The organism is Saccharopolyspora sp. NPDC002376 (assembly GCF_053593195.1).
The window spans coordinates 16,965-38,414 of sequence record NZ_JBSFBZ010000033.1 but is presented as its reverse complement, the minus strand read 5'-3'; the positions used below and the strand labels follow the sequence as shown (position 1 = coordinate 38,414).

Genomic DNA, 21,450 nt, shown 5'->3' with positions numbered 1-21,450 from the left:
GAGAGCGGTAGGTGGTCGGGGTGACCATGGCGGTCTTCGACTCGGAATGACCTCGTTCCCGGTCCCGAACTCCCCCTGGACGCGTCACAAGAGCGCAAGGGGTGAAGGCGTGGTGCTGTTCGTCAGGCGGTGTAGCCCATGGGTTTGATGAGGAGAGACTGAACGCCCTCGGTCCGGAACCTGAAGAACACACCTGACCTGCGGATTCGACCGGCAGGAAGGCTGAAATCGCACCAGCCACCCGGACAGCTCGCGTGAAGATCGACCCATTAGCCTTGTCCGAGAAGATCGCGGCCCGACGGGCACCGAAGTCATCACTTCGTCGCTGCCCCCACCCGCGCGTGGATCACGCGTGCCCAGTGGGGGTTGGAAGTGGCGCTGGTTCGTCGGAGCGCGGCGGAGCTGCTCGACGAGGCGAAAGCTGATCGGTTGCACCTGCTGCTCAACGAGCAGGCCAAGTTCCAACTCGAAGCCCGGGTGGGAATCTCCGAGGTGCGGTCCTGGCAGCGGAGCCTTCCGGTGCTGCTCGCCGATCTCGCCGATGCCGGGTTGGAGCACGTCGAAGTGCTCCTGGAGCACAAGCTCCCGCACAGCCCACGGCGGGTCGACGCCGTCCTGTGCGGAACGCACCCCAAAACTGGTGAACCCAGCTACGTGCTCGTCGAGTTGAAGCAGTGGTCCCAGGTCGAAGAGGCGCTCGGCGATCTCGTCCACGTCTCCGCCTACGGCGAGAACCCCGTTCTGCACCCGGTCGAACAGGTCCGCCGCTACTGCGAGTACCTCGTCGACTCGACTCCCGCGCTCGCCACGCGGCCCCGGTCCGTCTACGGCATCGCCTACCTGCACAACGCGCGCAACGGCAGCGTCGCCGCGCTGCGTGACCATGTGCTGAGCGATTACGGTCGGCTGTTCACCCTCGACGACCGCGGGAAGCTCGTCGATCACCTGCAGTCCGTGCTCGATCGGACCGGCGGCCGCGACGACGCGCGGGATGCCGCTGAGGAGTTCCTGAACTTCCACCATGCTCCGTCCAAGCCGCTGCTCAACCTCGCGGCCAAGGAGATCCAGGAGCGCGAGCAGTTCGTGCTGCTCGATGAGCAGGGGGTCGCTTTCGAGACGGTCATGCAGGCGGTGCGCAAGGCTCGCGCCGCTGATGCCCGGACCGCTGTGATCGTGCTCGGCGGCCCTGGTTCCGGTAAGAGCGCCATCGCGCTCAGCCTCGTCGGCGAACTCGCCCGGCAGGGCCGCACCGTGCATCACGCCACGGGATCCAGCGCCTTCACCCGCACGCTGCGCAAGATCGCGGGACGCCGGAACACCCGGGTGCAGGGCCTGTTCAAGTACTTCAACAACTACGTCAGCTCCGAGCCCCGCGAGCTTGACGTGCTGATCTGCGACGAAGCCCACCGCATCCGCGAAACCAGCGTCAACCGCTACACCAAGAAGGACGTCCGCGACGCCGCCGGACGCCAGATCGACGAGCTGATCGACGTCGCGTCCGTGCCGGTGTTCCTCCTCGACGAAAACCAGATCGTGCGTCCCGGAGAAATGGGATCACTGGAGGAGATCACCACCTCGGCGAAGTCGCGGGGATGCGAAGTCGAGGTGGTGCGCCTGGACGGCCAGTTCCGCTGCGGCGGTTCCGAGGCGTTCGACATCTGGGTGTCGCGGCTTCTGGGACTCCAGCAGGCCGCACCCGCGGAGTGGAGCCAGCTCGCCTCGCCCGTCGACGACGACTTCGTCGTCACCAGCGCGGCTTCTCCGCAGGCGATGGAAGCGTGGCTGCTGGCTCAGCAGTCGGCTCACGGTGGCACCGCCCGCATCGCCGCGGGTTATTGCTGGCCGTGGAGCGATCCAGTCAAGACGGCCGAGGGCAAGAGCCTCGTCGACGACCTCGTCATCGAGGACTGGCAGCGGCCCTGGAACGCCAAACCCGACAAGCGCGTCCCGGACGCGCCCGAGTCCTACTTCTGGGCTTCCGACGAGCGCGGATTCGGCCAGGTCGGGTGCATCTACACCGCCCAGGGATTCGAGTACGACTGGGCCGGCGTGATCATCGGGCCTGATTTCGTGCGCCGGGACGGGCAGTGGGTCGCTCGGCGCGGCCACTCGCACGACCCCGCCGTTCGCAAGGCCGACGACCTGCACTTCGCCGGGCTCATCCGCAACACCTACAAGGTCCTGCTCACGCGGGGGATGAGCGGGGTCTGCGTGTATTCGCCGGACGCGGAGACGCAGGAGTTCTTGGAGCAGGTGACGCGCTGAGCTGGGAGGCGCTGAAGGCCCCGCCGGGGAGCAGTTCAGGGATTCGGCGGGGCCTTCAGGATGGGGGAGCGTTAGGCGGTGTAGCCCTTGGGTTTGATCAGGGATGCCATCTGGTCGAGGCTGAGCCAGTAGTCCTCGATGCCGCTGAAGCGGGCCGGGTCGGCGATGTGGACCGTCTTGTTCTCGGCGTCGTAGCCGGCGATCGCCACGTAGTGGTAGATCGTCTCGCTCGACGGGTAGCCGGGCGGCTGGTTGCCGGGGGCCGCCACGATGTTGGCCACCATGGCCTTGCCGTCGTTGACGTTGCGGACGACGTCCGACCACAGCTGGTCGGTCATCTCCGGGGTCAGCGCGCGGTCGCTCCAGTCGCGGGCCACGTAGCTGGTGCCGGTGCCGGCCAGTTGCTTGTTCATCCCGTCGACGACCTGGTGGATGGTGTCGGTGCCGTTCTCGGTGGTGCCGAGTTCAGCGGCCAGCGCACCCTGGTCCGGCAGGTTGTCGGTCCTGCTGGACAGCGCGATGCGCGTTGCGGTCGGGCCGCACCAGTAACCGGTCTGCTGCGCCTGGTAGTCCACGTCTAGGGACTTGCTGACCGGCACCGCCTCCTTCGGAGCGGGGTGCTCCTCGGGGGCCGGGGCCGCCGGGGCGGGCGGGGTTTGCGGAGCCGGGGGAGCAGCCTGGATCGGGGGCACAGCCGGGGCTTCCGCCGCGAGGGCGGCCGGAGCCTGGGCCTGGGCCGGGATCTCGTTGTCGACGGCCCGGATGTGGGCGGTCGTGGGCTCCGGGTCTGTGCCCGTCGCCATCGACTGGCCGACCAGCACGAGGGTGCCGCCGGCGACGACCACCGGGAGGACCTTGGCGGACACCCGGCGGGCCCGGGAGCCGTTCGCGTTCAGGCCGAACTTGTCAACGAGTGCGCGGACCGAAGCCTTCGGGGTGTGGCCGCCCGCGTTGTCCTGCTTCTGCACGTAAGCCCTTCCACGTCGGGGAAGATCCGGTGGCCACCGTCGGGGGCGGGAGTGCCTCGCGGGGACGAGGCGTCGTGACCGGATCGTGATTTCGCAGCCGTCAGAAACGTAGCCAAGAGTCATCGACTCTTCAATGATTCACCTGATCAGTTAGCTGAAAAAGCCTTGACGGCGACGCTGAGTAACCAATCGTGTTGATCGAGGGGATCCATCCGCAGCGGCTGGATCCGAAGCTGATCGCCGCGTCTGCCGGGGGTGCCGTTTGCGCTGGTGAGGAGTGCGCGAACTCGATTGCCCGGTGAAGATCGACCGGACCTGCCGGTGGAGCCTCGGATCGAGATCGGCTGACCGGCGATCATGCACCGCGAAGATCGGCAAAGCGCCGTCGTGACCCTGGGCACAAGGTTGCGGAACGATCGAAGAACCCGCGTCGTTCTGCTCCCGGAACACTTCCGGGTGGGGTGCGGCCGATAGACTGGAAGCACGTTTTGATCTCCGAGGCGGGCGGTGACCGGTGACCATTGATGCGTTGGACGTCGCCGCGCTGTTCCACGAGAGCCGCCGCGAGTCCGCACCCGCGTACCGCCGCCTCAAGGACGTGATCATCGAGCAGGTCGGCACCGGGCGCTGGGCCGAGGGGGCGTTGCTGCCCTCCGAGAGTCAGTTGGTCAACGCCTTGGGGCTGTCGCGGATGACCATCAACCGGGCGCTGCGCGAGCTGAGCGTGGAAGGTCTCGTCGTCCGGCTGGCCGGAGTGGGGACATTCGTCGCCGAGCGCAAGAGCAGCTCGGCGCTGTACGAGGTGCGCAACATAGCCGACGAGGTCCAGCGGCGCGGGCGCCGACATCGGACCGAGGTCGTGCTGCTGCGGGAGGAACCTGCCGATCTGCGCATGCATCGCCTGTTCGGGATCACCGAGGGGCGACCGGTCTTCCACTCGATCGTCGTGCACTTCGAGGACGGTGTTGCGATCCAGCTCGAGGACCGCCACGTCAACCCCGAGCTCGCCCCGGACTACCTCGACCAGGACTTCTCGGTGCAGACGCCGAACAGCTACCTGTCGCAGATCGCGCCGCTGGGCAAGGGTGAGCACGTCGTGGAGGCGGTGCTGGGCAGCGCGGAGGACTGCGCGCGGCTGGGCATCGGGGAGTTCGAGCCGTGCTTGCTGATCCACCGGCGCACGTGGTCGGAGGGCCGCCTCGTCAGCACTGCGCGGCTGTTGCATCCTGGATCGCGGTTCCGCCTCGAAGGCACCTTCGACGCGACCTGAGATCGCTCAAAACCCCTTTTGCCAGCTGGATTGTTCGTGTTCGTCATCGAGTGGGCGTTGTGCGCCAGCTGATTTCGAACCAACCTCTTGACGAAATGTATATACAGCACTATACATATCGCACCGCCTTCGATTGTGCGCGCAAGCACAGTCCGGCGGCCCCGAACCGAGCGGTTCACCACCCCGGTCGCAACACAGGGAACGACGTGGTTCCCGCAGGGAGGAACTAGGTGAGAAAAGGCGCGGCGGCCCTGAGTCGAGGCCTCACGGCACGGCACATCCGCTTCATCGCTCTCGGCTCGGCCATCGGGACCGGTCTCTTCTACGGATCGTCGGACGCGATCAACACGGCAGGCCCTTCGGTGCTGTTCGCCTATCTGATCGGCGGCGCCGTGGTCTTCATCGTGCTCCGGGCGCTCGGCGAGATGGCCGTGGCCGACCCGGTGCCCGGCTCGTTCGGCGAGTACGCGACTCGGCACCTCGGACGCCTGCCGGGCTTCATCACCGGCTGGACCTACACGTTCGAGATGATCATCGTCTGCATCGCGGACGTCACCGCGCTGGCGGTCTACATGGGCTTCTGGTTCCCCGACGTACCTCGGTGGACCTGGGTGCTGGCCACGCTGTTCCTCCTCGCTGCTGTGAACCTGCTCAGCGTCAAGGCGTTCGGCGAGCTCGAGTTCTGGTTCTCGGTGATCAAGGTCGTCGCCATCGTCGCGATGATCGTCGGCGGTATCGCCGTGCTGGTCTTCGGCTTCACCGCCGGTGGCGGCCACGCCGAGCCCGCGGTGAGCAACCTCTGGTCCAACGGCGGGATGTTCCCCAACGGCATCGGAGGCTTCCTGATGTCCTTCGCCGTGGTGATGTTCGCCTTCGGCGGCACCGAGATCATCGGCGTCACCGCCGGTGAGGCCGAGGACCCGGCGAAGACCATCCCGCGCGCGGTCAACACCGTGCCGGTCCGAGTCCTGCTGTTCTACGTGCTGGCCCTGGGCGTGATCATGTCGATCACCCCGTGGCAGCAGATCACCGGCGAGGGCAGCCCGTTCGTGGAGATCTTCCAGAGCCTCGGCATGAACTCCGCGGCGACGGTGCTCAACATCGTGGTCATCACCGCCGCGCTGTCGGCGATCAACAGCGACATCTTCGGTGCTGGTCGCATGCTGTTCGGCATGGCCGAGCGCGGCCAGGCCCCGGCGATCATGGGTCGCGTCTCCCGCAACGGCGTGCCGTGGATGACCGTGGTCATCATGACCGGCGCGCTGCTGATCGGCGTGGTGCTCAACTACGCCGTGCCGGAGGACATCTTCACGATCATCGCCTCCATCGCCACCTTCGCCACGGTGTGGGTGTGGCTGATGATCATGCTGTCGCACTACCAGGCCCGACGTAAGATGAGCGCGGAGGAAGTCGCGGCGCTGAAATTCCCGGCGCCGTTGTGGCCCTTCGCCCAGATCGTGGCGATCGCCTTCCTGATCTTCGTCACCGTTCTGCTGGCCTTCTCGGCGGAAACCCGCGTGGCGCTCATCGTCGGTGCGGTGTGGCTCGTGCTGCTGTCGCTCGGCTACTGGCTGGGCATCGGCCAACGGCCGGGCAACCCCGGCAGCGGTGACCCGGACGACGAGCGCGTCAACTCCGAGGTCGGGGCGAGCTGACCCGGTTGCACCCCAGTGCTCCAGCGGCGGCCGTCGATCCGGCCGCCGCTGGTTCCCAACTTCACGCGCCGCCCCCGAACCGGGCCCGCCAGCCCGGGAAGGGCGCGAAACATCCAACTCACGAGGAAAGAAGTTTGAGCATGAGCCGTACTGAAGCTGCCGTGGACACCGCTACCGTGGTCGTGGGAGTCGGCGCGGTCAGCGCGGCCGACGTCGTCCGCGTCGCCCGCGACGGCGCGCGCGTGGAGCTGTCCGCGGAGTCCAAGAAGGAGATCGCGGCCACCCGCGGCCGGATCGAGAGCCTGGCCGGGGAGCCCAAGCCGGTCTACGGCATCTCCACCGGCTTCGGTGCGCTCGCCACCCGGCACATCCCGCTGGAGCTGCGCAAGCAGCTGCAGAAGAGCCTGGTGCGCTCACACGCCGCCGGCACTGGCCCGGAGGTCGAGCGCGAGGTCGTCCGTGCCCTGATGCTGCTGCGCCTGTCCACCTTGGCCACCGGCCGCACCGGCGTCCGCCTCGAGGTTGCCGAGACCTACGCCGCGGTCCTGTCGGCCGGCATCACCCCGGTCGTCCACGAGTACGGCAGCCTGGGCTGCTCCGGTGACCTCGCGCCGCTCGCGCACATCGCGCTGGCCATGATGGGCGAGGGCACCGTCCGCGACGCCGACGGCCAGTCGAAGCCCGCCGCCGAAGCCCTCGCTGCCGCCGGGATCACCCCGGTCGAGCTGCAGGAGAAGGAAGGCCTCGCGCTGATCAACGGCACGGACGGCATGCTCGGCCAGCTCGTGCTGGCCTGCCACGACCTGCGCCAGCTGGTCAAGCTCGCCGACATCACCGCCGCGATGAGCATTGAGGGTCAGCTCGGCACCGACCGCGTTTTCGCCGCCGACCTGCAGGCACTGCGTCCGCACCCGGGCCAGGCCGCCGCCGCGTCGAACATGTCGCGCCTGCTGGCCGGTTCGGGCATCGTGGCCAGCCACGCCGGTCCGGACTGCACCCGCGTCCAGGACGCCTACTCGCTGCGCTGTTCGCCGCAGGTCGCCGGCGGCGTCCGCGACACCATCGCGCACGCCGAGTCGGTCGCGTCGGTCGAGCTCGCCAGCGCTGTGGACAACCCGGTGGTCACCCTCGACGGCCGCGTGGAGTCCAACGGCAACTTCCACGGCGCGCCCGTGGCCTACGTGCTGGACTTCCTGGCGATCGTCGCCGCGGACCTGGCCAGCATCAGCGAGCGCCGGACCGACCGGTTCCTGGACCCGGCCCGCAACCACGGCCTGACGCCGTTCCTCGCCGATGACCCGGGCGTGGACAGCGGGCACATGATCGCCCAGTACACCCAGGCCGCGATCGTCTCCGAGCTCAAGCGCCTGGCCGTCCCGGCCAGCGTCGACTCGATCCCGTCCTCGGCGATGCAGGAGGACCACGTCTCGATGGGCTGGTCCGCGGCCCGCAAGCTGCGTCGCGCCGTTGACGGCCTGACCCGCGTCCTGGCGATCGAGGCGCTGACCGCGGCTCGCGCCATCGACATGCGCAACCCGCTGACCCCGTCGGCGGCGACCGGGGCCGTGCGCGACCGCATCCGCGAGCACGTCGACGGCCCGGGCACCGACCGGCACCTGTCGCCGGAGATCGAGGCCGCCGTCGAGCTGTGCCAGAACGGGCAGCTGGTGGCCGCGGCTGAAGAGGTCGTCGGCTCGCTCGACTGAGAACCTCCAGTCGCAGCTTGATTTTTCCGAACCGAACCGGGCGGGGATCGTCGAATCCCCGTCCGGTTCGGTGCTTCTGGGAAGTTAATTCGTCCGCCTGAGGTGCTGTGTCTGACATTCAAGACAGCGGGGCAGTGCCGGGCATTGCTCCGGAGAACGTTGCGGCGACTAATGGAACGAACTGAACTCGGCGGGGCGAGGAGTGACACATGGCCGGTGGTTTGCAGGTCGAGCGGAGGTCGATCGACCCGATCCCGGAGAGCGAGCGGCACGGCAGTCCGCGCAGCCTCTTCACGTTGTGGTTCGCCAGCAACATGCAGATCACCTCGGCGGTGACCGGCGCGCTGACCGTGCTCGTGGGGCTGCATCCACTGTGGGCGCTGGTGGCTATCGCGATGGGCAACGCCATCGGCGGCGTGCCGATGGCCCTGCACGCGGCTCAGGGGCCGAAACTGGGCATCCCGCAGATGATCCAGAGCCGGGCCCAGTTCGGCGTGTACGGCGCCGTGCTGCCGCTGGTGCTCGTGGTGCTGATGTACCTCGGCTACTTCGCCAGCGGCAACGTGCTGGGCGGGCAGGCGCTTTCGGCGATCACCAACCTGCCGCTGGATCTGAGCATCGTGCTCTACGCGGCGCTGTCGGCAACGATCGCGATCGTCGGGTACCAGCTGATCCACCGCTTCGGCTGGCTGGCGTCGCTGGTGTCGGTCGTGATGTTCGTGTACCTGACCTTCCGGCTGGTCACCACGCGCGATCTCGGGCCGGTGCTGGCCAACGCGAAGCTGGACGTGCCCGCCTTCCTGCTCGCGCTGTCGCTGACCGCGTCCTGGCAGCTCACCTTCGGCCCCTACGTCGCCGACACTTCGCGGTACCTGCCCTCGAACACCTCGATCCGCGCGACGTTCTGGTGGACCTACGGCGGCACCGTGCTCGGCGCGACCTGGGCGATGTCGTTCGGCGCGCTGGCTTACGCGGTGGCGGGCACGGAGTTCAAGGGCCACGAGGTCGCCTACGTGGTGGGTCTCGGCGGCGAGGCCCTGGTGCTGCCGCTGTTGCTGGCCATCGCGTTGGGCAAGCTCACCATCAACGTGCTCAACATCTACGGCGGCTACATGACCGTGGCCACCACGATGAGCGCCTTCACCCGCAAGGCCGGGCTGTCCCCGGCGACCCGGATCGGCTACATCGCGCTCGTCGGCGTGCTGGGCGGCGTGATCGCGGTGCTGGGGCGCGGTGACTTCCTGTCGAACTTCGTGCTGTTCCTGCACTTCCTGCTCTACTTCCTGACCCCGTGGAGCGCGGTCAACCTGGTCGACTTCTACTTCCTGCGCAAGGAGAAGTACGACCTGGAGGCGATGTACGACCCCAACGGCGTCTACGGCCGCTGGTGCGCGCCGGCGCTGATCGCCTACTTCATCGGCATCGCGGTGCAGATCCCGTTCTCCAATGTGGACGGTGTATTCACCGGACCCCTGGTGGCGCTGCTCGGCGGCGCGGACATCGCGTGGCTGCTCGGCCTGGTGGTCCCGGGTGTCATCTACTGGGCCGCGATGCGCAAGCGAATCCAGGAGACGGCTCCGGCGGCCTGAGTGCCTGTTTTTGATCCTTGCTTTTGATGCGCCGCCAGGCGCATAGCCCACCCTCGGCGCTTGCACCGCCGCGGGTTCTCAGCGTTCGTCTGGCGAGCATGGCCCAGCCTGGCATACATAAGGGTGGGCACCCGCAGTCCAGGCGGGCGCTGAGGTTCCGCTACTCGCACCGCTACGCAAAATGACTTCAATACAGGTTCTGACGAGAAACGGTGCTGAGTGCTCCGCGTCCCGGCGCGGAGCACTCACTCGTCTGATGAGCGGGTGAAGAACGTGATGATGCCGGTGAGCGTGGTCGATCTCGTCGCGGAACCGTCGCTGCAGCTGGTGCCGAAGACCAGTCACTGCGCTGCCGCGGTCCGGCCCATCAGCTGGGTCTCCACCACGGAACTGCCCGATCCGGTCCCGTTCCTGCGCGGCGACGAACTCGTGCTGACCACTGGCATGTACGAGCGCACCGACGAGCAGTGGTGGGAGCTGATCGACCGGTTGGCGCGGCTGCCGATCGCGGCGCTGTGCTTCGGCACCGGGCTGGTGCACCGCGAAGTCCCGGACGTCGTCGTCCGGGCCGCCGAGGAATGCGGGCTCGCGCTGGTGGAATCACCGTGCGAGGTGCCGTTCATCCAGATCAGCCACTGGGTTGCCGACCGCATCTTCGCCGAGCAGTACGACGCGGTTCGCGCCAACGTCGCGGTGCAGGACGAACTCGTGCGCGCACTGCTCGCCGGAAACGGTCTGACCGGTCTGCTCAGCAGGCTCTACGTCCACCTCGGACGAACGCCTGTCGCAGTGGTCGGCGTGGACGGTGCGGTGCTGGCGAAATTCCCCCAGCACGCGGCAGTTCCCGACGCGGCGGTACGCCGGCCGGTCGAGATCGACCAGGTGCCGGTCGCCCAGGTGTGCGCTGACATCCCCGCGCAGTTCGAGAGCGTGCTGTCGTTCGCCGCGAACATCCTCGGACTGGAGATCGCCCGGCACCAGGCGGTGCTGACCGGGCGGCGTGAACTGCTCGGCCACGTCGTCGAGGACGTGCTGGAACACGTGATCTCCGACCGCGAGGGACGCGCTCGGTTGGCCCGCGCCCGCGTGCCGATCGGCGAGCCGAACCACGTCGTGCTGGCCACCGTCGCCGGACCTGCGGACCGGTTGCGCCGCCTGCCGTGGGCGGTGGGGCAGCTGGTGGAGCGCCGCGACGACCACCAGCCGACCGCGGTCATCGACAACAGCGCCGTGCTGATCGTGCCCGCCACCGCAGACGTCGCAGGCATCGCCACGGAGCTCCGCGACCGGCTGGCGGTGCTGGACCCGCAGGTCGGCGTTGGGGTCAGCACCGCCAGGTCAGGTGTCCCCGGGTTGCGCATCGGGCACGCCGAAGCGCGCCAGGCCAGCGCTCAGGGACCCGGGGTGCACCCGGCCGGGCCCCTGAGCGTGACCGGTCTGCTGGCCGGCAGTGTCGATCTGCCCATGAAGGAACTCGCCGAGACAACGCTGGCCCGGCTGCTGCGCTACGACGTCGAGCACGACGGTGAACTGCTCGCGACCCTGCGCGCCTACCTCGACCACGACTGCTCACCATCGGTGACTGCGAAAGCGCTGGCCGTGCACCGAAACAGCCTGCGCTACCGGCTGCAGCTGGTCGAGCAGCTCACCGGACGCGACCTCGCGCGGCTGACCGACCGGATCGAGCTGTGGTTCGCCGTGCGAGCGCTCAGCCGAGGAGCCGACGAGCCATGACGACCCGCTGGATCTCGTTGGTGCCCTCGTAGATCTGCGTGATCTTCGCGTCGCGCATCAACCGCTCGACCGGGAAGTCGCGGGTGTAGCCGTAGCCGCCGAACAGCTGCACCGCATCGGTGGCCACGCGCATCGCCGCGTCGGAGGCGAAGCACTTCGCGGCGGCACCGAAGAACGTCAGGTCCGGTGCGCCGTCGGCGCGCGCTGCGGCTGCGTAGACCAGCTGGCGAGCGGCGGTGACCTGCATGCCCATGTCGGCGAGCTTGAACTGCACGCCTTGGAAGTCCCCGATGGGACGGCCGAACTGCTTGCGCTCCTGCACGTAGCCGACCGACGCGTCCACTGCGGCCTGCCCGATCCCGACGGCCTGCGCGCCGATCGACACCCGCGTTCGGTCCAAAGTGGACAAGGCGACCCGCATGCCCTTGCCCGGCTCGCCGAGCATCCGGTCGGCCGGGATCAGGCAGTCCTCGAAGAACACCTCGCGGGTCACCGAACCGCGCAGCCCCATCTTCTTCTCCGGCGGGCCGTAGCTGATGCCCGGATCGTCGGCGTGCACCACGAACGCCGAGATCCCGCGCGACCCGGCTTCCGGATCGGTCACCGCGAACACCACGAGCAGCCCCGCGATCCCCGCCGAGGTGATCCACGTCTTCACCCCGTCCAAGCGGTATCCGTCGCCTTCCCGGACCGCCTTGCACCGCATCGCTGCGACGTCGCTACCCGCCTCGCGCTCGCTGATCGCATAGGCCATCAAAGCCTTTCCGGACGCGACCTCGGGCAGATACCGCTGCTTCTGCTCCTCGGTGCCGAACAGCAGCAGGGGAGTCACGCCCAGCTTGTTCGACGTCAGGATCGTCGACGACGATGCGCACGCCCGCGCCACCTCTTCCACGGCGATGGCCGCGGCCGTGGCGTCGGCACCGTCACCGCCGTACTGCTCGGGGATTCCGACCGCGTGCAACCCGGCGGCCACCAGCTCGTCGTAGACGTCGTGCGGGAACTCGCCGCGCTCGTCGATCTCGGCGGCGCGGGGCGCGATCTTGTCCTGGGCCATCGCGCGCACGCTCGCGCGGAAGTCCTCGTACTCGGCGGGCAGCAGGTAAGGCGTCATGGAACCTCCTCGATCGGTCTTCCGCGCCATTACCGAACGAGCGGGGTGCGCGAACAAATGGCCTTCTGCCCGGAAAACCGCTGATCTTTCGTGCGCCTGCACATCGTCGACCGCTTCGCGTCGTTCCTAGCGTGATCGGCGGACAACGCTCGTGAGCACTCGCGAGCGCAACTTCCTGCGGGATGAGGGCGTGATGGGACTTCTCGACGGTGTGCGCGTGCTGGACCTGAGCCGGGTGCTGGCCGGGCCCTACTGCACGGCGATGCTGGCCGACCTCGGGGCCGACGTGGTGAAGGTCGAACCGGTGCACGGCGACGACTCCCGGCATCTCGGGCCCTTCGTCGACGGCGAAAGCGTCTACTTCGCCCAGCTCAACCGGGGCAAGCGCAGCGTTGCGCTGGACCTCAAGGACGCCGACGACCACGAGTTCTTCCGATCCCTGGCCGGGCGCGCGGACGTGGTGGTGGAGAACTTCCGCCCGGGTGTGGCGGCCAAGCTCGGCGTCGATCACGCAACGCTGTCCGCGGACAATCCGCGCCTGGTCTACGCGAGCATCTCCGGCTTCGGCCAGGACGGCCCGCTGGCGCACCTGCCGGCCTACGACCTGGTGGTGCAGGCGATGTCCGGGCTGATGGCGGCCACCGGACAGCCCGCTGGCCCGCCCACCAGGACCGGCGAATCGCTCGGCGACCTGTGCGCCGGGATGTTCGCCGCGTGGGGGATCTGCGCAGCGCTGTTCGATCGCGAACGCACCGGGCGCGGTCGGCACCTCGACGTGGCGATGCTGGATTCGCTGGTCTCCATGCAGGTGACGGCGATGAGCCTGCTCACCGCCACCGGCAAGTTGCCCGGGCGCACCGGCAACCGACACCCGGTTTCCACGCCCTTCGACACCTTCCAAGCCGCTGACGGACTGGTCGCGATCGCGGTGGCCAACGACGGCGTGTTCGCCAGACTGGCCGACATGCTGGGCAAACCGTCGCTGGCCACCCACGAGCGCTTCGCCACCGACACCGCCCGGACCGAGAACCGCGAGCGGCTGCGCAGCATCATCGAGGCGTGGACGCAACGCCGCGCGGTCTCGGAAGTGGTGGCCGCCGCCGAACGGGCCGGCGTTCCCGCTGGGCCCATCTGGGACCTCGCCGAGGTCGTGGACAGCGACCAGGTGCAGGGCCGAGGCCTGGTGGCGGAGCTGGAACATCCCGAACTCGGCGCGCTGCGCTACCTCAAGCAACCCGTCCAGTTCGGAGACTCGGACGACCGCCCGTGCCCGCGCACTCCGCGACTCGGCGAGCATCAGGAGGACGTCCGCGCCGATTGGCTGCCGTAAGTCGCAGCGGCGGTATCCGCGACAATCGTGCTGTCGTCGCGGGTGAGGGGTGGGTGCAGTGGCCGAATCGAGCGCATCACCGGCGGTCGGACGGGCGTTGGACGTCCTCGTCCGGCTGGCCGAAGCACCAGGACCGGTGCGCGCTGCGACCCTGGCGCGGGACCTCGGTATCCCGCGCTCGTCGCTGTACCACATCCTGTCCGTGCTGGTGGACAAGGGATTCGTGGTCTACCTGGCGGGGGAGCAGGCCTACGGGCTCGGCGTGGTGTCCTTCGAGATCGGCTCGGCCTACCTGCGCCACGAACCCCTGGAACGCCGGGCCGCGCCCATCCTCCGCCGCTTGGCCCGCAATCTCGGACAAACCGTGCACCTGGGCATCCTGCACGGCTCGGAAACGGTGTACCTGCTGAAGGAACAGCCGACCTCGGGCGCCGACGTCTCGCTGATCACCGACGTCGGCGTGCGGCTGCCCGCGCACCTGACCGCCAACGGCCGCGCGATCCTCGCGGGCAGTTCCGATGCCCAGGTCCGGGCGCTCTTCCCGCGCCGCAGCGACTTCATCACCCGCACCGGTCGCGGACCCCGCACGCTCGCGGAGCTGGGGGAGCAGCTGGCGGTCGACCGGGAACGCGGCTGGTCGGAAGAGGTGGAGCTGGTCGCGCCCGGTCTGCGCTCGGTGGGCGCGGCGGTGTTCGACCACAGCGCCCGCCCGGTGGCGGCGTTGAGCACCACGTGGAGCCGGTTCCACGAGCGCCACGAGCCGGCCGCGGTCGGGGAGGCGATGCGCGGCGGTGCCGCCAAACTGACGGCAACCATCTCCGGCCGCGCCCCGCTGGCGACCTGAGCGGAGCCGCTCCGAGGCGAAGGACGCCGCCTGGCAGCGTGTGCGCACTGACCAGCGGTTTTCAGATTTGTTGATCAGAGATCGCCAGCTACGCGGTCAGTCTCCCGCTTCAGGAGAGAAGCGCAGATCGTTGACCTCTGTCTCCTGAGTCCCGTCGATTCCCGTCGTGACTGATCTCCTTGATCGTCAGCGTGATCTCACGTCCGGTGGCGCGCAGCCGAATCGACTTCGAGGCATCACCGGCGGCAATGTCGTAGACGTAGCGCCGCTGCAACGCTTCGCCATGCTTCTCCCCACCTTCGGCGAGGATTCGGTCAGTGTCGTCCCAGTTACCCAATAGTCTTTAGAAACGGTTTGCTGCACGTCGGCGCGCAAAGGTACATCCTCGGTGGTTTGCCGTTCAGGCAGGAGCCAGGCGAATTTAACAACGGCAGGTAAGAATGCCCCGTCCTGGTAAATTTATGTGGAGGTGCTCCGTTGAAGCATCCGTTCGGCCGGTTTTTGTTGGCTGCTGCCCTGATTCTGGTCTCGATCGCGACCGCGCCGATGTCGTTCGCTGATGTCCCGAGGCGGGATCTCACTGTCGCAACGTTCAACATCCACCATGGCGCGGGAGCCGACGACGTGCTCGATCTCGAGCACACTGCGCGGGTTGTCGAGGAGACCGGTGCCGACGTCATCGGTCTGCAGGAGGTCGACCGGCACTGGTCCGCACGCAGTGACTTCGTCGACCAGGCCGCGTGGCTGGCCGATCGCCTCGACATGCACGTGGTCTACGGCGCCAACCTAGACCTCGACCCGGCGAACCCGGGCGAACCCCGGCGTCAATACGGGACCGCGATCCTGTCCCGCTTCCCGATCCTCGACTCCCACAACACGCCGCTTCCCCGGCCAGAGCAAGGCGAACAGCGCGGACTGCTGGAAGCACGGATCATGGTAGACGGCAAGACCATGCGCTTCCTGAACACGCATCTCCAGCACAACTCCCAGATCGAACGGTCTGCACAGGTGGAGGCGATCAACACCATTGTCGCCGAGTCTGACCTCCCCACGGTGCTCGTCGGTGATCTCAACGCCACGCCGGACGCTCCCGAAATCGCCGCAGCCACCAAGCACCTAGACGACACCTGGCCCATCGCCGGGCAAGGCGACGGGTTCACCCACGACGCGCAGACGCCGCACGTGCGCATCGACTACGTCCTCGCATCTCCGGGTATCGATGCCCGCAGCGCCGAAGTCATCACGTCAGATGCGTCCGACCACCTGCCGGTCTCCGTCGACATCACGCTGCCGTAGCAGTGGAACAGCCCCGGCGGCATCGCCGCCGGGGCCAAGCCTCAGCACCGATTTTCGCCTCATCGAACGCATGTCGTATCTGGGTTGTGTGGACAACACCGCGGAATGGTCAGGAATTGGTTCCCTTCTCGTCATAGAAAGGATGGCGCGCCGGTGGCGGGCTCTGTCACTGTTCGCCAGTGATTACTACAAATGTTCGCCTGTTCGGCGTGACCGCTCTGGTGGGGGTGCTGGCCTTGGGCGTTGCGGCGCCCGCGGGAGCCGCGCCCGACCAGGGAGACGACCGGCCGATCGATTCCGCCCCGGTCGTCGTCGGAGCCGATCCAGCCCAGGGACGCATCCCGGCGGCATCGTCGCGGCTGGACGAACCCAGCCTGGAGGTCGGCGACTCCGGTGGTCGGCGCATCGTCCTGGATCACACCGAGCGACCGGTGGCTCCCGGCCTGGAGCTGACCTCGTTCCAGTGGCTCGACGCCGCCGGTTTCCTGCGCGGTGATGCGCTGGTTGCCGACCTCGGCACGCAGGGCCTGTCCGGCGACTACCTCTTCCCCGGTGAAGTGTCCAAGGGCGAACCGGTGTCGCAGCAGGCCGAACGCCGCGCCGCGGTCGCCGCGGTCAACGGCGACTTCTTCGACATCAACAACTCCACCGCGCCCCTGGGCATCGGGATGTCCCGGGACGGACTCGTCAAGGGACCGACACCCGGCTGGAACCACGCGGTCGGCGTTGACGCCCAGGGCATCGGCCGGATGACCGAGATGTTCCTCGACGGCTCGGTGTCCATGCCGGGGCGCAGCGCTCGCCTGGACGGACTCAACCAGCACGTGCTTCCGGCCGACGGTATCGGTGCTTTTACGCCGCTTTGGGGCAGCTATTTGCGCTCGGGCCCGGCCTCCGGGGCGAGCCGCGTCCGCGAAGTGACCGTCGTCGACGGCACGGTGACCGCTGTTGCCACGCAGGCCGGTGCGGGTCCCATCGCGGCGAACGCCTTTGTGCTCCTCGGCCGCAACGCCGGAGCGGACGCCCTGGAGCCGCTGCGCGTCGGCGACGCGGTTTCGCTGGATTACGCACCGCGCTCCCAAGACGGCCAGATGGCGTTCGCCGTGGGCGGCAACACGGTTCTGCTGCGGGACGGTGTCGTGCAGCCGCAGACAGACCAGTCCGTCCATCCCCGCACGTCCGTCGGGTTCTCGGCCGACGGCAAGAAGATGTTCCTGGTCACCATCGACGGCCGGACCCGCGAGAGCCGCGGCATGACTTACCAGGAACTCGGCGCCTTCATGAAGGAACTCGGCGCCGACGATGCGCTGAATCTCGACGGCGGTGGGTCCTCCACGCTCGTTGCTCGCGAGGCAGGGGAGAAGGGCGTCGACGTCGAGAACGACCCTTCGGACGGACACGAACGCTCGGTGCCCAACGGTCTCGCCCTCTTCGCCGATGAGGGCAGCGGCCGCCTCACCGGAATGCGTGTGGTGCCGGCCGCCGACGAGGAGGACGAGTCGCTGAGCCGCGTTTTTCCCGGCCTGACGCGGAAACTGGCTGCGCTCGGTCACGACGAGACCTATGCGCCCGTGGCATCCGACCCGCGCTGGCGAGTCACCCCCGCCATCGGACGGATCGGTGCGGACGGCACGTTCACCGCAAGCCAGTCCGGTGACGCCGAGGTGGTCGCGACGGACAAGGCTGCCTCCGGGCGACTCCCGGTGACGGTGCTCGGCGAGCTCGCCCGTACGCGGCCCGATGTCGACAAGGTCATCGTTCCGGATGGGAAATCAACCGGCACCTTCGGCGTCGTCGGCCACGACGAGGACGGGTTCCAGGCGCCCATTGACCCTGCCGACGTGCAGTTGGAGTATGACCGGGCGCTGCTGGACATCACGCCCACCGAAGACGGCCGGTTTCTGGTCCGGCCCAAGTCGGATGCGGCCGGTACCGTCGTGAAAGCGACCGTGCGCGGTATCGTCACGCACGTTCCAGTCAGCGTCGGCCTGCAGGACGTCGTGGTGGCCGACTTCGCCGACGCCGCGCAATGGCGGTTCGGCAGCGCTCGCGGCAGCGGTTCGGTGGCACCGGCCACCGGCCGCGACGGCGGGCCCGCGTTGCGGCTGTCCTACGACTTCACGCAGTCGACCGCGACCCGTACCGCCTACGCGACGGCTCCGACGCCGATCCAATTGCCGGGCCAGCCGCTCGCCGTGGGTGCGTGGGTGTACGGCGAGGGCCGCGGCGAGTGGACCGCGTTCACCATGATCGACGCGGAAGGCAAGTCGCAGTCGCTCTACGGTCCCTACATCACGTGGACCGGGTGGCGGTACATCGAAATGCAGATCCCGCAGACGGTCGCGTTCCCGGTGACGGTCAGCCGCTTCTACACGATCGAGACCGGCGCGAGCCGCCAGTACACCGGGTCGGTCCTGGTCGACGACATCACGGCCAAGGTGGCGCCGCAGGTCGACACACCGGCCGCGCCGCGCGTGGAGAACCCAGTCGTCGTGCAGGACGGCGCCGTGAGTGACGACGGTCCGCGCTGGCGCTTCGCCGTCGTGTCGGACGCGCAGTTCACTGCGGCCAACCCGGACGGTCCGCTGGTCCAGGCTGCACGGCGCACACTACGCGAAGCCGTGGCGGCGAACCCGGATTTCATTGTGATCAACGGAGACTGGGTCGACACCGGATACCCGGAAGACATGGCGCTCGCGCACCGCGTCATCAATGAGGAGATCGGCGACCGCGTGCCGTGGTACTACAACCCCGGCAACCACGAGGTCTACGGTCCAGGCAATCAGACGAACTTCCGCCAGGAGTTCGGCGAAACCCACCGCACCTTCGACCACAACGGAACGCGGTTCGTCCTGCTCGACTCCTCGCTGGGCACGCTGCGCGGCGGCGGGTTTGACCAGTGGACGATGCTGCGTGATGCGCTGGACGGCGCGGCACGGGATGCCGGCGTCAACGGCGTTGTCGCCCTGTGGCACCACCCGCCGCGAGACCCGTCGCCGCTGAAGAACAGCCAGATGACCGACCGCACCGAGGCCGAGGTGATCGAACAGTGGCTGGCCGATTTCCGCCGGGACACCGGAAAGGGCGCGGCCTTCGTCGGCTCGCACGTTGGCTCGTTCTCCGCCAACAGCGTTGACGGCATCCCGTACATCGTGAACGGCAACAGCGGGAAGGCCCCGTCGACGTTGCCGGCCGATGGTGGGTTCACCGGCTGGTCGCTGGTGGGCATTGATCCGGACGGTAACCGCACCCCTGTCGCGGACCGGCACCGCTCGGCACCCGAGTTGCGTTCCGAACGGCCTTGGCTGCGCGTCGAATTCCGGCCGCATGTCGATGGCCTCGCGCTGGACCCTGTGGGTGATCTTCTTCCTGGCGCGACGACGACCGTGCGGGCCACGGTGAAGCAAAACGGCAAGTCGGTTCCGGTCGCATACCCGGTCAGCGCCGACTGGTTCGGAGCGGGAGGTGTCCATGTCGGTCCGCTCGACGAGGCCGGTATGCAGGACATAGCCAGCTACGACCCGCGCACCGGAGTACTCACCGCGCTGCGTTCCGGCGCCGGTTCGCTCTCGGTGCTGGTGAACGGCGTGGCCGCGACCGTGCCCGTCACGGTGGCGGCGAGGTAGGCGCCCGTTTCCCTTTCGGTGCCCCGGTCGCGTGGCGGCCGGGGCACCGGCCGATGCATGCGCTGCCGCGTACGGGCCCGACATCACGATGCTTGGTTTCGAGCAGGAGCGCTGGCTGTACTCGGGCTTCGAGACCTCCAACGCGGCCTGGAACATCCTGGGCAGCAACGTGATGCTCGCCCGCCTCGACCACGACGGTCCCGGTTCGATCGGCCCTTTGGTCAACGGATGACTCAACTGTGCCCCTCACGCTTAAGTGTCTCGGATCCGAGAAAGACCCGGCTTGGTCCTGTTAGCCGGGCGTGACGCGGGATCTGATGGGGCAACCGAGAACGGCTCGAACCTGGAGCAGCACATGACCAACGAGCACGCCCGCAACATTCGCGCGCCGCGCGGCGCGGAGCTGAACTGCCGCGGTTGGCAGCAGGAAGGCGCGCTGCGGATGCTGATGAACAACCTCGATGCCGAGGTTGCCGAGCGGCCCGACGACCTGGTGGTCTACGGCGGCACCGGCAAGGCCGCGCGGACGTGGCAGGCCTTCGACGCGATCACCGAGACGCTCAAGACCCTCGAGAAGGACGAGACCCTGCTCGTCCAGTCCGGCAAGCCGGTCGGCGTGCTGCGCACCCACGAGTGGGCCCCGCGGGTCCTCATCGCCAACTCCAACCTGGTCGGCGACTGGGCGAACTGGGAGGAGTTCCGCCGCCTCGACTCGTTGGGTCTGACCATGTACGGCCAGATGACCGCCGGGTCGTGGATCTACATCGGCAGCCAGGGCATCCTGCAGGGCACCTACGAGACCTTCGGCGCGGTCGCCCGCAAGCGCTTCAACGGCACCCTCGCCGGCACCATCACCCTGACTGCCGGCCTCGGCGGCATGGGTGGCGCCCAGCCGCTCGCGGTGACCATGAACGAGGGCGTGGCGATCTGCGTCGAGTGCGACCCCTCGCGCATCGAGCGCCGCATCAAGCACCGCTACCTCGACGTCCGCGCCGACACCATCGACGAGGCCCTGCGCCTGGCGAAGGAAGCCCGCGACGAGCGCAAGGCGCTGTCGATCGGCCTGGTGGGCAACGCCGCCGAGGTGTTCCCGCAGCTGCTGGAGATGGACGCGCCGATCGACATCGTCACGGACCAGACCTCCGCGCACGACCCGCTGTCCTACCTGCCGGTGGGCGTGAGCGTCGAGGAGTGGGCGGCGCTGGCCGAGCAGGACCCGGCGGCCTTCACCGAGCGGTCCCGCAAGTCGATGGCCGCCCAGGTCGAGGCGATGGTCGGCTTCCTGGACAAGGGCATCGAGGTCTTCGACTACGGCAACTCGATCCGCGACGAGGCCCGCAAGGCCGGTTTCGACCGCGCCTTCGACTTCCCCGGCTTCGTGCCCGCGCACATCCGGCCGCTGTTCGAGGAGGGCCTCGGCCCGTTCCGCTGGGCCGCGCTGTCCGGTGACCCGGAGGACATCGCCAAGACCGACAAGGCGATCATGGAGCTGTTCCCGGAGAACGAGCACCTGCACCGCTGGCTGAAGATGGCTGGCGAGCGGGTCGCCTTCGAGGGCCTGCCCGCCCGCATCTGCTGGCTGGGCTACGGCGAGCGCCACCTCGCCGGTCTGAAGTTCAACGAGATGGTCGCCTCCGGCGAGCTGTCCGCGCCGATCGCCATCGGCCGCGACCACCTCGACTCCGGTTCGGTTGCCTCCCCGTACCGGGAGACCGAGTCGATGCTGGACGGTTCCGACGCGATCGCCGACTGGCCGCTGCTGAACGCGCTGGTCAACACCGCCTCGGGTGCCTCCTGGGTGTCGATCCACCACGGCGGCGGCGTCGGCATGGGTCGCTCGATCCACGCCGGTCAGGTCTGCGTCGCCGACGGCACCGAGCTGGCCGCGGAGAAGATCGAGCGAGTGCTCACCAACGACCCGGGCATGGGCGTGCTGCGTCACGTCGACGCCGGGTACGAGTACGCGACCTCGGTCGCCAAGGAGCGCGGCGTGCGGGTCCCGATGCTCGATTCCTGATCAAACAGGACCGGAAGGCCTTGCTGGTCAAGGCCT

14 protein-coding genes are annotated in these 21,450 nt (G+C 68.3%); 12 read left to right on the top strand and 2 right to left on the bottom strand.

Going from position 1 to position 21,450, the window contains the following annotated elements:
• Positions 1-372: 372 nt before the first annotated feature.
• Positions 373-2,265 (top strand): DNA/RNA helicase domain-containing protein, encoded by a 1,893-nt coding sequence (locus ACWCO2_RS21905; protein ID WP_450129605.1) that lies wholly within the window; start codon positions 373-375, stop codon positions 2,263-2,265.
• Positions 2,266-2,336: 71 nt separating this feature from the next.
• On the opposite strand, the gene ACWCO2_RS21900 is transcribed toward ACWCO2_RS21905, so the two are convergent.
• A complete protein-coding gene (locus ACWCO2_RS21900) occupies positions 2,337-3,233 on the bottom strand; it encodes a C39 family peptidase (protein WP_450129604.1) in 897 nt (298 codons plus the stop codon).
• Between the two features lie 514 nt (positions 3,234-3,747).
• On the opposite strand from ACWCO2_RS21900, the gene hutC reads away from it, so the two are divergent.
• The 5 genes from hutC to ACWCO2_RS21875 all read left to right on the top strand — a co-directional run bounded on the left by hutC (position 3,748) and on the right by ACWCO2_RS21875 (position 11,187).
• Positions 3,748-4,503 (top strand): histidine utilization repressor, encoded by a 756-nt coding sequence (hutC, locus tag ACWCO2_RS21895; protein ID WP_450129603.1) that lies wholly within the window; start codon positions 3,748-3,750, stop codon positions 4,501-4,503.
• Between the two features lie 230 nt (positions 4,504-4,733).
• Positions 4,734-6,158: an amino acid permease gene (locus tag ACWCO2_RS21890; RefSeq protein ID WP_450129602.1), complete on the top strand. Its 1,425-nt coding sequence runs from the start codon at positions 4,734-4,736 to the stop codon at positions 6,156-6,158.
• 140 nt (positions 6,159-6,298) lie between these two features.
• Positions 6,299-7,864, top strand: a complete 1,566-nt coding sequence (gene hutH / locus ACWCO2_RS21885; RefSeq protein ID WP_450129601.1) for a histidine ammonia-lyase — start codon at positions 6,299-6,301, stop codon at positions 7,862-7,864.
• Positions 7,865-8,073: 209 nt separating this feature from the next.
• Positions 8,074-9,453: a purine-cytosine permease family protein gene (locus ACWCO2_RS21880; protein ID WP_450129600.1), complete on the top strand. Its 1,380-nt coding sequence runs from the start codon at positions 8,074-8,076 to the stop codon at positions 9,451-9,453.
• Positions 9,454-9,717: 264 nt separating this feature from the next.
• Positions 9,718-11,187, top strand: a complete 1,470-nt coding sequence (locus tag ACWCO2_RS21875; RefSeq protein WP_450129599.1) for a PucR family transcriptional regulator — start codon at positions 9,718-9,720, stop codon at positions 11,185-11,187.
• Here ACWCO2_RS21875 and ACWCO2_RS21870 read toward each other — a convergent pair.
• Positions 11,162-12,301, bottom strand: coding sequence for an acyl-CoA dehydrogenase family protein (locus tag ACWCO2_RS21870; RefSeq protein ID WP_450129598.1), 1,140 nt, complete (start codon positions 12,299-12,301; stop codon positions 11,162-11,164). The two genes, ACWCO2_RS21875 and ACWCO2_RS21870, sit on opposite strands and share 26 nt — an antisense overlap.
• Before the next feature lie 151 nt (positions 12,302-12,452).
• On the opposite strand from ACWCO2_RS21870, the gene ACWCO2_RS21865 reads away from it, so the two are divergent.
• From ACWCO2_RS21865 to hutU, 6 genes are all read left to right on the top strand, one after another.
• A complete protein-coding gene (locus ACWCO2_RS21865) occupies positions 12,453-13,631 on the top strand; it encodes a CaiB/BaiF CoA transferase family protein (RefSeq protein ID WP_450129597.1) in 1,179 nt (392 codons plus the stop codon).
• 58 nt (positions 13,632-13,689) lie between these two features.
• Entirely contained in the window at positions 13,690-14,475 is a 786-nt protein-coding gene (locus ACWCO2_RS21860; protein WP_450129596.1) for an IclR family transcriptional regulator, read from the top strand.
• Between the two features lie 477 nt (positions 14,476-14,952).
• Positions 14,953-15,771, top strand: coding sequence for an endonuclease/exonuclease/phosphatase family protein (locus tag ACWCO2_RS21855; RefSeq protein ID WP_450129595.1), 819 nt, complete (start codon positions 14,953-14,955; stop codon positions 15,769-15,771).
• Positions 15,772-15,980: 209 nt separating this feature from the next.
• The gene (locus ACWCO2_RS21850) at positions 15,981-19,397 is read left to right on the top strand and encodes a phosphodiester glycosidase family protein (protein WP_450129594.1); all 3,417 of its coding nucleotides are present in this window, start codon (positions 15,981-15,983) and stop codon (positions 19,395-19,397) included.
• A 31-nt stretch (positions 19,398-19,428) separates the two neighbouring features.
• Positions 19,429-19,629 (top strand): alkaline phosphatase D family protein, encoded by a 201-nt coding sequence (locus ACWCO2_RS21845; protein ID WP_450129593.1) that lies wholly within the window; start codon positions 19,429-19,431, stop codon positions 19,627-19,629.
• 123 nt (positions 19,630-19,752) lie between these two features.
• Positions 19,753-21,414, top strand: coding sequence for a urocanate hydratase (hutU, locus tag ACWCO2_RS21840; protein ID WP_450129592.1), 1,662 nt, complete (start codon positions 19,753-19,755; stop codon positions 21,412-21,414).
• The last annotated feature ends 36 nt before the right edge of the window (positions 21,415-21,450 follow it).